Annotated in this window: 14 protein-coding genes; 9 read left to right on the top strand and 5 right to left on the bottom strand. The window is 39.4% G+C overall.

The window, feature by feature from the left end; all coding sequences use genetic code 11:
- Nucleotides 1-192: helix-turn-helix domain-containing protein (locus F607_RS0121205; RefSeq protein ID WP_027709681.1), on the bottom strand; the 192-nt coding region annotated here is incomplete at its 3' end.
- Nucleotides 193-523: 331 nt separating this feature from the next.
- Here F607_RS0121205 and F607_RS30955 point away from each other — a divergent pair.
- The 3 genes from F607_RS30955 to F607_RS0121190 are packed head-to-tail and all read left to right on the top strand — an operon-like array spanning nt 524 to nt 2,720.
- The gene (locus tag F607_RS30955; protein WP_051311715.1) at nt 524-1,147 is read left to right on the top strand and encodes a GTP cyclohydrolase II; all 624 of its coding nucleotides are present in this window, start codon (nt 524-526) and stop codon (nt 1,145-1,147) included.
- Complete coding sequence (gene pyrF, locus F607_RS0121195) at nt 1,081-2,001, top strand: orotidine-5'-phosphate decarboxylase (RefSeq protein WP_084611363.1); 921 nt, start codon at nt 1,081-1,083, stop codon at nt 1,999-2,001. The genes F607_RS30955 and pyrF overlap by 67 nt, the downstream gene beginning before the upstream one ends.
- Nucleotides 1,998-2,720: an SDR family NAD(P)-dependent oxidoreductase gene (locus F607_RS0121190; RefSeq protein WP_027709679.1), complete on the top strand. Its 723-nt coding sequence runs from the start codon at nt 1,998-2,000 to the stop codon at nt 2,718-2,720. The genes pyrF and F607_RS0121190 overlap by 4 nt, the downstream gene beginning before the upstream one ends.
- A 94-nt stretch (nt 2,721-2,814) precedes the next feature.
- On the opposite strand, the gene F607_RS0121185 is transcribed toward F607_RS0121190, so the two are convergent.
- The 4 genes from F607_RS0121185 to F607_RS33120 form a co-directional block, all read right to left on the bottom strand.
- Nucleotides 2,815-3,375, bottom strand: a complete 561-nt coding sequence (locus tag F607_RS0121185) for an SLOG cluster 4 domain-containing protein (protein ID WP_027709678.1) — start codon at nt 3,373-3,375, stop codon at nt 2,815-2,817.
- 63 nt (nt 3,376-3,438) lie between these two features.
- Nucleotides 3,439-4,176, bottom strand: coding sequence for a helix-turn-helix domain-containing protein (locus F607_RS0121180; RefSeq protein WP_027709677.1), 738 nt, complete (start codon nt 4,174-4,176; stop codon nt 3,439-3,441).
- Between the two features lie 134 nt (nt 4,177-4,310).
- Nucleotides 4,311-5,891: a SpoIIE family protein phosphatase gene (locus F607_RS0121175; RefSeq protein ID WP_027709676.1), complete on the bottom strand. Its 1,581-nt coding sequence runs from the start codon at nt 5,889-5,891 to the stop codon at nt 4,311-4,313.
- 353 nt (nt 5,892-6,244) lie between these two features.
- Complete coding sequence (locus tag F607_RS33120; protein ID WP_051311714.1) at nt 6,245-6,625, bottom strand: STAS domain-containing protein; 381 nt, start codon at nt 6,623-6,625, stop codon at nt 6,245-6,247.
- A 133-nt stretch (nt 6,626-6,758) separates the two neighbouring features.
- Here F607_RS33120 and F607_RS0121160 point away from each other — a divergent pair, with 133 nt between their 5' ends.
- The 6 genes from F607_RS0121160 to F607_RS0121135 all read left to right on the top strand — a co-directional run.
- A complete protein-coding gene (locus F607_RS0121160; protein WP_027709675.1) occupies nt 6,759-7,652 on the top strand; it encodes a gluconeogenesis factor YvcK family protein in 894 nt (297 codons plus the stop codon).
- A 224-nt stretch (nt 7,653-7,876) separates the two neighbouring features.
- Nucleotides 7,877-8,656: a PEP-CTERM sorting domain-containing protein gene (locus F607_RS0121155; RefSeq protein WP_157365555.1), complete on the top strand. Its 780-nt coding sequence runs from the start codon at nt 7,877-7,879 to the stop codon at nt 8,654-8,656.
- Nucleotides 8,657-8,829: 173 nt separating this feature from the next.
- Entirely contained in the window at nt 8,830-9,237 is a 408-nt protein-coding gene (locus tag F607_RS0121150; protein ID WP_027709673.1) for a PilZ domain-containing protein, read from the top strand.
- A gap of 254 nt (nt 9,238-9,491) precedes the next feature.
- Nucleotides 9,492-10,364, top strand: coding sequence for an ethylbenzene dehydrogenase-related protein (locus tag F607_RS0121145; RefSeq protein WP_027709672.1), 873 nt, complete (start codon nt 9,492-9,494; stop codon nt 10,362-10,364).
- The gene (locus F607_RS0121140; RefSeq protein WP_027709671.1) at nt 10,352-10,960 is read left to right on the top strand and encodes a hypothetical protein; all 609 of its coding nucleotides are present in this window, start codon (nt 10,352-10,354) and stop codon (nt 10,958-10,960) included. Before F607_RS0121145 ends, F607_RS0121140 begins: the two co-directional genes overlap by 13 nt.
- A gap of 45 nt (nt 10,961-11,005) precedes the next feature.
- On the top strand, nt 11,006-11,226 hold a 221-nt coding region (locus F607_RS0121135; RefSeq protein WP_027709670.1), incomplete at its 3' end, for a transposase.

Raw genomic sequence — 11,226 nt, 5'->3', positions numbered from 1 at the left:
TCGCCTGTCATCTGACTGTTGCTGTGCCTGTTTGGGGCGATATCCTCGAAGCCCTTTATTCCGCATCAATTCACGAGAGATGGTTGATGGATTTCGTTCCAAATTCTCAGCAATTTCTTTTTGATTTAATCCTGCTTTTAAAAGCGAATAAATCTGGTATCGTTCATGTTCAGTCAGCTGAGTGTAGTTCATAGTGCTTTATCTCTTGGTCGGGAGAAGCGCAAACTCTACCAGCTGGCTTCTCTTATGCCAATTGCACTTATTATCCGAAACCGCGTTGCATAAAAGTCTTGTGGTAAAGAGTTTAACATGTAGTAATGGATTGTAATTGAAACTTGTTTCGGATTTTATAAAATATTAAAAAGTGAGTTTTATTTCGGTTGTTTTTGTTTTATACGAATTTATTTGTTAACGCTATATGGTATGGTAAAAAATGTAATATCTTAATCAGAAGGTATATCTTGTGATAACATCTCAAGCTATACTTTATTTTGAGTATTGCTAGCTTAAGAAAGGAGGTCTTATGAAAGTAATACGTAGAGCTTTGGGGCTGGATCTAATTGGAACATATCAAGGTCTATCATTAGGAGGGTATGAAATTACTAATAATAAGGGTGACTTATCTTTTCATGCAGTTGTTTATAATCCACTTATTTTTGAAAAAGATACAATTCCACTTTTTAGAATAAATTCAGCTTGTTTTAGTGCAGATATTTTTGACGATAATCGCTGTGATTGTAACTTTCAGTTGCGCCAAACTATGGAGCTACTCATAGAAAAGCCTGGCCTTATGACATACCATTTTAATCATGAGGGAAGAGGGGTTGGTTTTGTCAATAAAATAAAAGCTTATAAGCTTATGAGAGAGAAAAATATCGATACTTTTACTGCGCATAAACTATTGGGTCTGCCTGAAGATAGTCGTAATTTTTACTATGCTATTTTAATTTTACATGATTTAAATATACATCGTGTTAAGCTTATTACAAATAACCCTCAAAAATGTTTATACTTAAAGACTCATGGAATAGATGTCTTAGAGGTCATACCTATTGTTAGTCACCGCAAGGAGCATCAAGCATGTCTTTGGTCAAAAGTTATTCGTCAAGGCCACCTACACTACAAGCCGAATCATCAACGTTTCTAACAAAAATTGTGAATAGTATTGAGAAAAATGGCAATATTGTTTTAGGTATAGATCCTGATTTAAATAGAATACCTAACTGTTTTAATCAGTCTCACCGGATAGAAGCAACATTGGAGCTATACTGTCGAGAGTTATTGACAGCGGCAGTTGAAAATGTTGCTGCAGTTAAGTTTCAAAGTGCTTGCTTTGAACAATATGGATTATTGGGAATGGTTGCCTTAAGTAATTGCCTGTCGTATGCCCGTCAATTAAATTACATAATTATTTTAGATGCTAAAAGGGGAGACATAGCAGAAACTAATCAATGTTATGCTCAGGCTTATCTTGATGATAGTAATAAGGCAGATAGTTTTTTAGTTGATGCTATTACGGTTTCTCCCTGGTTAGGTATTGAGGCATTGCAACCTTTTATAAATTTGGCTGAACAATATGGTAAAGGGCTCTTTTTAGTGTTGAGATCATCAAATCCAGGCAGTGATTCAGTTCAAAACTTCATGGGGCATAATCTAAAGCTAAGCGAGTATATTATTAATTGTTTTCTGGAATTTTATGGTAATGAGTCGGCTTTAAGTCAGGTAATAGGCTTTGTCGTGGGCGCAACTTTACCTGATGAATCAGAACAGTTAAGGTGCTATTTACCTGAAAGTGTATTTTTAGTACCTGGTATGGGAGCACAAGGCGGTCAATGTAACAGAAAGCAGGCTTTTTGGGGAAAATTTTCCTCTCGAACGCTTTTTCCTCTGTCTCGATCATTAACGTTAATGAATAAGGATGTTTCACGAAATGAGTTTAATCGTGTAATTGCAAAACGTTTGAGTGATTACAGGGAACAGTTAGCAGAGGTCAGGCTATGAAGGCGCATACACTATTAATACTAGGCGTAAATAGCACATTAGCGGGAGCATTTTTAGAACAACTGAAAAAGCCTACTCATTATCATGTGCTTGGTATTGATCGACAAGAAAAGGCAAGTTACTCACAGTTAACTGATTATATGATGTTGGACTTTTCGCAAACATCAATTCAGCAAATAGGACAAGAGCTGCCATTGGATTTTTCAGGTGAGCTTGTTTTTATCAGCTGTATAGGTCGCTTTGGTGATCGTAAGGATAAGCACCAAGGTAGATCAAGGTTATCTACAACAGACGTGTTAGCGCAAATTAATGTTAATTTAATGTATGTAACATCCTTTTGTTGTGAAGTAATAAATCGCTGTCTCTATTCAGGTGGAAAATGTCGTATAGTGATTGTTGGTTCATCTGCTGCCTGGGTTGGGAGTAGAGATATTGGTTATGGTATTGCTAAAGCAGGATTAAATGGCTTGGTACTTAGCTTGTCCAAATCATTTGCAACCCAGGGCATCACGGTGTTAGGGGTCAATCCAGGTATTTTTGATTCGCTGATGGCTAATAATGTTTCACCTGAACGTCAGCAAGATTCTATACGGTCAACGCATATTAAACGGGCGGGACAAGTCGATGAAATTGCCAGTGTGTTAAACTATGCAGCATTGGAAGCACCTGATTATATGACAGGTGCTATTTTATCTGTTAATGGTGGCCAGTATACTTAGTGGTTTATGCGATAAGATTATAACATCGTCTCTATGATTGTTTGGTGGTGTAGCACTTTCTTAATCTGGACCTGTTAGTTATTCATGTAAGAACTTATTCATTTGTCTGGTGGTTTTCGACAAGTTGCTGAATAAGCACTGGTGGTTGTTCATTAAAAAATAACCGACTGTTGCTGGGTTTTTGAAATGCTTCAAGTAAACTAGGCAAGAATTCAGTCATGCCACCACTACCGGTAAGCACACCAATCGGCTTACCAATGTCATAGGCAATGGTAAATTCATTGAGTGACCCCCAGCGGCCGCTAATAAAAACTGCAGCATCGCAGCGACTGACAGCAACAACATTGCGATATTTTAAGCAAACCTGGTGCTGATGATGATGAGTAAAATCATCTGGAATAAAAATGAGCTGGTCATAATCACTTACGGAAGTGCCCATCATTGATTCATGTAGTTGTTCGTGCGTAACGGCAGTACACCCTATAGTACTCCCGTTGTATTTTTTTGCGCCTTTTACTGCTGCATAGGGTAATCCCTGACAGGCACCTGTAATAAGTGTTGCACCTGCTTCAGCAATGCATTGGCCAAGCAGCTCAGCCTGCTGCTGTAGTAGTGGAGACGAGCCTATCGCCGAGCCGAAAACACCGATATTCATTTTGCGTTCCCTCGCAGAAGTTGTTTTCACTATGAGTTTTGGGCATTAATAGTGATTGAGTGCCTAGCGATTGTCATGTTTTAGCTCCTCAAACATAGGCAGTGACCAAGGGCGTATTGCTAGCACCATGCATGTACCCCGCCTTTCCTCTAAGGATAGCCGCGTGTCATCATAATGTAGCTCATTAAACTTTCGTCCCAGTTCTCTAAGCTGTTTTTGCAGTATGCCAATAGATTCAGAACTAAGCATACCATTTACACAAAGTAACAGCTCATCTTTAGCCCGGAAGCGGCTCCGAAAAAAGGAGTTAGGTACATGCTGTTGAAAAAACTGTTGAATCGGGCCATCTTCAAGCCAGTGAAAATTACTATCCACCCGTAGCTTAATGCGGTTATTAGGGAGTAGATCAATGATTTTTAAACGGTCAAGTTGTGCAAGTAGCTGAATGAGTTCTGTTTCTGCCAAGTTATAGTAAGCAAGTATTTCATGAAATTGCCAATGATTTAACACCAAAATAGCAATGAGCAACAATTTGTAGTCAGCAGTGAGTGTTTTTTCTTGCTGTATGGTAAGCGCAGATGGAAACTTTTCTTGCTGGCTCTGTTGTACCAGTTGAGCGATAGAGATATTCATCATACCGCAGATGGAGTGTAAACGTTGCAGTGAAAACTGCTCAGTGGCAAACAGTCGTTTTACAGAGGCCTCAGAAATATCTAATTGTGTAGCAACTTGAGCATAAGTAATGCCATGTGCTCGCAACTGTTGTTTAAGCGATTTAATAAGTTGTGTAATTTCTGACATAAGAGATTAAAACTACTAAATTAAAGATGTCATGTGCAGTATATCTTAGAGAGTGAAATATGAGAGCACAAACCATTTTTTGTCCGATATCATATTATTTTGACAGGCCCTAATACGACAGAATACTGTGTTGGTTATTGAGACTCGTTATGGTTGTTTTTGGTGTTGGATTTATTTAGCTCTAGCATAATTACAGTAACGTCATCCGGCAAAGGGGAAGCTGCGTAGGCATAAAAGGTTTCAATAACCTTGTCCAGAGCACGTTGAATTGACAAGTCTAAAGTATTTTTCAGTGTATTCTTAACATGTTCTTCAAGCTGCTTGCGTCCATGGGGAGTGTTAGCAGATTCTAACAAACCATCGGTATAGATGACGAGCCGCTCACCTGGGTAAAGCTGAATATTGACAGGTTCATAGTGCTGGTCAGGAATCAAGCCAGGTAATGGCCCTTCAACTTTAATAGGCTTACAGCCATGTTCATGACTCACAATGAAAGGTGGGGGATGCGCGGCACTGGCACATAGCAATGTGTCTTCGTACTCGTTAAATGCAAGACAGATACAGGTGACTAGAGTGGACTGAAGTACATCATTTGTTTCTGCTGCTTCTGAAAGCGCATTTAATAGCTCATCGGGAGAGGGGGCAACATTATGGGTAGCGTGAATAAAACCATGAATAAACCCAGCGTAAGCATGGGAAAAGAATTTGGCTTGTTCACCATGTCCCATAATATCACCAAGCAATAACAGTTTTTTGTCTGGGCTATTATAAATAAAATCACCACCACCAGAAGAAGCTGATTGAATATAGGTGGCAGTATTAAAACGCCAAAGTTGACTTGGCAATTGAACGCGAAGCGCTTTAGTTATTGCGTTGTCCAGCCGATCGCCAAGGGATGATTGAATTTGTTTGGCACGATTGAGAACACGATGAATAACCGCGAGAATTTTGTCTTTTTTCACCGGTTTGACAAGAAAGTCATCAATCCCTAAATCAACGGCATCTGCCTCAGTTTGTTCATTACCCGTCAAAAAAATAAACGGCATGTTGCTAGTATTTGGGTTTGCAGCAAAACGTTTTCTTACTTCTAGTCCATTTAAGCCAGGCATCATCATGTCTGAAATTACCACATCAACGGGATGACGGCTGATTTCTTTAACAGCATCAATAGGGTCGGTATAGGTTTGGACTTGAAATTCTTGTTGTAGGTAACGCTCTAAGATAGATACAGTAGTTCGGTCGTCGTCTATTGCCGCGACTTTAGGTAAATTGACCTCAACAAGCTCACAGCGTATTTGAAAACAGTTGCGGTTATCTTTTCGCTGCTCTCGACATTCATAGTGATGTTCTGGAAATAATGTACTTATGAGCGCAAGTCCCATGCCTGACTCATTTAAATGACTTTCATGGGTTATAGCAATGGCATCTTTTTTGTTGGACATGATGGTGGCAAAATCGAGAAACACCCCACCATTGTCATAAACGGAAAAGTACCAATGATTGTCTGTTTTGAGTAGCTCAATACCTATGGATGTTGCTGGAGGGTCAGCATGTCTAATGATGTTCGTAGTAATTTCACTACAGACCAGCAGAATATTGTTTTGTGTTTCAGCGGGCAATTTAGTCAATGGTAATGTTTTTGCGAGTGTATGCCGAAGCTTACGAATATTTTCTAAGTTAGCTTCTGTGGTTTCTTCTAGGAGGCAAGCACTCATAGCACACCTTTTACTAATTTCAAAGTATAAACAAAGAAACAAGGAGGGTAAGCGCTCAGGTATGGTGCTTTTTGATAACAAACGTGCTTAGGTTCGACGTTGAAGCTATTGGCTTCTACTTCAACAGTTAGCACTATCCGTTGCTTAACCATAAAAAAATCCTTTGGATATTAGCAAGTGTTCTTGACTTATTATAAGCCGAGCCAGCGGGATCTGCTTGGCTGGGTTAAACCTTAGTTTGTAAACTGGGTATTTTTAATCTAGATACGCTATGCTTGCTTGGGATCAACTTGATTTATTTAATGTTAGCGTAATAACAGATACAGCCATTCATAGCCGTAAGTTATAATATGTTAAACTTGATTAACAGGTGATGATAATGCCTGAATACAGGTATCCAGCGAATCGTAAAATGTGAGTACTTGATTAACTCCGAAGAGATGAAGGAGGTGGAGAGGTTGTTCTTTCACTCCAATCAATGATAGGGTACGGTTCGCTTTTATGAGTCTTTTATACAAATATAACAGTGCCGTGATTCCAGATGAATCTATAAAGTTAACAGCACTCATATCGACCAGTACGTTACTATCAGCCTCTTCAATAGCACGCTCAATAAGAGGGTGAGCAGCTTGTACTGTCTTGATGTCAAGGTCAGATTTGAAAGCAATAACATCTTGGTCATTAAACTTGTATGTTATACAGAGAGAAGAAGGAAAATTGCCTTCAATAAACATAAGCTTGCCTCAACCAAGCATTTAATACCTTTGAAACACATCCTTTTAAGTATTTACCTTTAACAACATAGATCAACTTGATACTTCATCGTTGTTAATTTTTTATTGCAGATCATTCATAAAGAGGAGGTCTATGGGATTTTTAGCAAAAGAAATCAATTTAGTGGCCATAGGTGGTGGTCATGGTCTGGGAAAATTAATGTCAGCGCTGGCGTTTTTAGGCACAAGTTTAACAGGAATAGTGGCTACGACAGATGATGGAGGATCAACAGGACGGTTACGCGAGGAAAGTGGTTGTATTGCCTGGGGAGATTTACGTAATTGTCTTAATCAATTAGCTGCGGATCAGCCTAACTTGGCCCGAACACTGTTTGAATATCGCTTTGAGTGTGATGGTACATTACAAGGACATAATCTTGGTAACCTCATTTTATTCGCATTAGACCAGTTAAGTGTGCGTCCTATGGACGTTATACATTTAATAAGGGACTTTTTGCAGGTTGATGCTCAGTTAATCCCCATGTCTGAAAAGCCCACGCATCTAATTGCTGAAATAGATAGGCGTTATGTGAGGGGTGAAACAAAAATTGATGCGGCAGACCACCTGCCTAGCTTTTTAGCTTTAGAGCCAAGTGTTCAGGCTACCCATGAAGCTGTTTTAGCCATAAAACAAGCCAATTATATTATTTTAGGGCCAGGCAGCTTTATGACTAGTATTATGCCGCCCTTATTATTGTCAGATATCGTAATGGCTATCCTGCAGCAGGCAGTGCCAATTATTTTTGTGGCTAATATGCAGCCTGAAAAGAGCAGTTGTGGAAAATTAAGTTTAACAGAACAGCTTGATTGGTTAGCCCAGTTAACGAAAATTAAAGTAGATCGGGTCATTTGGCCGGCAGAGAGAACGCCTATTCCTCGTGCTTACCCCAAGCTTCATGTTGCTCGTTTAGGAGATGCCAAGCAGCCATACTATCATGATAAAACAAGTCTACAGCAAGCAATAATGTCTGTTATACAACAGTATTAGTCATTATTAACGATGATGGATTCACGGCGTGTTAGGTGGGCACTAAACAGGCCTCAGGTAGTAAATTGAGTAATCAATAAAAATAGGTCAGATTATATTACAAAAAAAAATGATTTATCGCCAAATAAAGAACTAACCCTATCAATTATTAGCAATAAAAGAAGTGCGCATATTTTTTGCCTTTATAGCTTGGGTTTTATTGAAGCTGAAGCAATGAGGGCAATATGATGGCTAATAGCCAAATTAAAAAAACGTTATTAGGTATTTCTTTTTCTTTCTTGAGCATACAAGCACTTGCTGTTCCTATTCAATGGACTGATTGGACAACGGGAGAGACAACCGCAGATGGTTTTGTGGGAATGGGGGTGATTACGACAGATATAGCCACAATTGACGTCACTTATATGAACCCTCGAGGCATTTCTTTTTACCAGCCAAGTGGTGGTGTTGATTATTGGACACCTCGTGATCCTACTACTTCACCTTATACGAGTGATGTTGTTGATAATATTCCAACAGGAACTGACATTATTGCATTACAATTTGCAGGCATGCAAACGCTTTCATTTTCAGAAACGATAGCTAACCCTGTTTTTTCGTACGTGAGTTTAAATGGTAATGGCTATGCATTTGATCAGGATTTCGAAATATTGAGCTTTGGCCATCCTTCTGATGGCAATGCTTGTGGTTTTTGGGGCTGCGGTACGTCATTTAAAAGTGTTGTAGACCTTGGTGATGGCGTCTTTGAGTATCAGTTGCTTGGCACAGGTGAACCCCACGGCACGATTAGGTTTACAGGAGCCTTTGATACAGTAAGCTGGCGTAGTCTCAGTAATGAAAACTGGAATGGGTTTACTGTTGGGGTGGAGGGCACCGCAGATGAAATCTTTCCCGATCCTGACCCTGAGCCAGATCCCACACCTGTAGCGGAACCTGGCACTTTGTCAGTCGTTGCTTTGTCACTGCTCGCCTTAGCTGGCTTCCGGCGTCGAGTTAATCGTTAGGCTTAAGCTTGCTTAACATCAACAGCATGTACCATTCCATTTTATAGGCCTGTTAACGTTGTAGTGCAGGCCTAGATCCCCTGACTAACTCGATTACAATCCAGACAGGTTACCTAGCAGCTGTCAATACATTGGCTATGCTTAGAGTAGACAAACTGTCATGGATTGGTCACATGCGAGAAAATAAGCGACATAGTCCCCGTGTTGAGCGAATTGAGCGGGCGCTGATTCAGCTATCATCTGGTTGTGCCAGGCTGGGTGAATCAGGTGTCACTGTATCTGCACAAATTCGAGATGTCTCAGTTACAGGCTTTAAAGCATATTTGCCTACCCTCATTCAAGAAGGGGCCATTGTGGATGTGTGCATTTCAGTTGCTGATCATATGCACCGATACTTATTGATCGCTCAAGTGATGTGGGTTAAACCTGATGAAGAAAATGCAGAACATTGTTTTGCAGGGTTTCGCTTATTGCCTTCTGAAGAGTCTGATTTAATGGCATGGATGCGAGCGTTTAGAGGAATTAGTCATCCTGGTAAGCACAGTGTTGAGCGCAAGCGCAAAACGTTGTTTGGTCATTAGATAATGCTTACAGTGCCTCTAGCACCTGCCTTATAAACCCATTCAAGCTTTGTAAAGCTATTGTTTGTATACCTCACTTGTCTCGCTGGAAAATTTGCTAAGATTAGTTTTGAATATTTATTAACATATACTACAGGAGGAGGACGCTTGCGAGTGAATGGGCACTAACAGGTTAAAATAGTACTAATCTATCCCTTCACAAATCAACTTTAGAGGTGCCCTTAAGGAATAGTTTGAAAAGGAGAATATGGTTAATGGATATGTTTAGCTACTTTAAATGGAGCTTGCTTTTATTTAGTTTACATATTTCTGCAGTTTCTTTTTCGCAAACTATTCATGTTATTCAAGCTAATGGAAAACCTGTAATTAACGGGGTTGGTGATGAATGGGGAAATATTCCATCTTATAGAATACCGTTGAAACAAAGTGATCCTCAGGGTAAGACGAATGTTGCAGAGGTTATTATAAAGGCTGCAACGTTTGAAGATAGTGTTTACATATACAGCGAATGGAAGGACTCTACATTAAGCTTAACTCACAAGCCGTTTATTTGGTCTGATAAAAAAGGACGTTACGAAACAGGTCCTCAACGAGAAGATCGTATTGCCATACAGTTTGCTATGTCAGGGAAATACAATACAAACTGGCTTTCTGGTGATGAGTTTGTGGCCGATATGTGGCACTGGAAAGCGTTTAGAAGCAATCCACTGGGACTTGCTCATGATAAAATGACAATTATCAGTAAGTCAAAAATGAGTGGCTCTCTAAAAGTAAATACAGCGGGGGGGGCTATTTATATCAAGCGTCTCTCTGATAAAGGTGATGACCTTTATACATCCACGCGATATGGTGCAAAAATCGATAACATTATGCCTAAATATAAATTTGCGGAGTCTCCTCAAGGCTCATCAACAGATATTAAGGCAAAAGGGATTTGGCAGAATGGCGTTTGGCGTGTTGAAATGTCTAGGCTGTTAAATACTGGAAACCCAGATGATGTTGTCTTTAGACTTGGAGAAAGTGTATTGGGAGGAATAGCTATATTTGATCAGACTAGTGATCAGGATCACGTTATTTCAGAAGTGTTAACCTTTAAGTTTTGTTTGCAAATACCATGCAATACTTAAGGAAGTTAAAAAGAAAAATCCATACGAATAGTCGCTATGTGATTTATATTAATGTGGTTGGGCTTGGTTTATTGTTGTTGTTTTTTGGTTTGATTTTTTACTATAACCTGGAAGGTGTTGGGCAAAAAATTGTTGAAAATAATAAATACTCTACGCTTCAGCTAAAAAGAGTTGATCAGAAGTTGGGAAACCTTTTAGCGATCGAGAGTATACTGAGTAATCAGCTTCTTTTGCTGAAAGATTTTACAGCTTCATTTTATCAAATGGTCAGTGACCCTGATAGTGAACGTAATACTGATCAATACTTATCTGTCAGTGAACAGGTTTTAGCGCTACAGGGTCAACTTGAAGAATTATGGCCACCTGAGTTGCCGAATGAAGTTGTGAGAGATCTAGGAGAAGATGTCTTAATTATTAGTGGAATTATTGAGGATGCACAAGCTGCTTCGGCTGGTGAGCTGCTTTACTTGTATACAGAAACTAACAGTATATTAAAAGAAATTAATCGTGAGTTTAAAGAAATATATGAGCAAATTAGCCTGGAGGCGACCAAGGAGAGAGAGTTTTCTATAGAGACTGTAAAAGATTCTGTGTAACCGCCTATTCTTAATGTTAACAATGTATAAGGATAGGCCATTATGGTGACTCAAAAAGAACTCGAAGCCTTTGCTAAAAAAGCCGCCAAGGGCATTAAAACAGAAAAAGACCTCAATCAATTTGCACAAATGCTCAAAAAGGTCACGGTTGAAACAGCTCTTAATACAGAGTTAGAAGAATACTTAAATGATAGCAAACAAGCCCAACCTACCGAAAAAAACAGTCGAAATGGCTACTCCTCAAAGCAGTTAAAAACGGAAGATGG

Source organism: Zooshikella ganghwensis DSM 15267 (assembly GCF_000428585.1).
GTDB classification, from domain to species: Bacteria; Pseudomonadota; Gammaproteobacteria; order Pseudomonadales; family Zooshikellaceae; genus Zooshikella; species Zooshikella ganghwensis.
Note: the sequence above shows the minus strand (reverse complement) of the source record. Positions and strands in the feature narration are given on the sequence as shown.

What these genes read in the sequence shown, in the direction of transcription:
- pyrF (WP_084611363.1), top strand. Translation starts at nt 1,081, where the DNA reads ATGTCTTTGGTCAAAAGTTATTCGTCAAGGCCACCTACACTACAAGCC.
- F607_RS0121185 (WP_027709678.1), bottom strand. Translation starts at nt 3,375, where the DNA reads ATGAATATCGGTGTTTTCGGCTCGGCGATAGGCTCGTCTCCACTACTA.
- F607_RS0121175 (WP_027709676.1), bottom strand. Translation starts at nt 5,891, where the DNA reads ATGAGTGCTTGCCTCCTAGAAGAAACCACAGAAGCTAACTTAGAAAAT.
- F607_RS33120 (WP_051311714.1), bottom strand. Translation starts at nt 6,625, where the DNA reads ATGTTTATTGAAGGCAATTTTCCTTCTTCTCTCTGTATAACATACAAG.
- F607_RS30955 (WP_051311715.1), top strand. Translation starts at nt 524, where the DNA reads ATGAAAGTAATACGTAGAGCTTTGGGGCTGGATCTAATTGGAACATAT.
- F607_RS0121155 (WP_157365555.1), top strand. Translation starts at nt 7,877, where the DNA reads ATGATGGCTAATAGCCAAATTAAAAAAACGTTATTAGGTATTTCTTTT.
- F607_RS0121190 (WP_027709679.1), top strand. Translation starts at nt 1,998, where the DNA reads ATGAAGGCGCATACACTATTAATACTAGGCGTAAATAGCACATTAGCG.
- F607_RS0121140 (WP_027709671.1), top strand. Translation starts at nt 10,352, where the DNA reads ATGCAATACTTAAGGAAGTTAAAAAGAAAAATCCATACGAATAGTCGC.
- F607_RS0121150 (WP_027709673.1), top strand. Translation starts at nt 8,830, where the DNA reads ATGCGAGAAAATAAGCGACATAGTCCCCGTGTTGAGCGAATTGAGCGG.
- F607_RS0121180 (WP_027709677.1), bottom strand. Translation starts at nt 4,176, where the DNA reads ATGTCAGAAATTACACAACTTATTAAATCGCTTAAACAACAGTTGCGA.
- F607_RS0121145 (WP_027709672.1), top strand. Translation starts at nt 9,492, where the DNA reads ATGGATATGTTTAGCTACTTTAAATGGAGCTTGCTTTTATTTAGTTTA.
- F607_RS0121160 (WP_027709675.1), top strand. Translation starts at nt 6,759, where the DNA reads ATGGGATTTTTAGCAAAAGAAATCAATTTAGTGGCCATAGGTGGTGGT.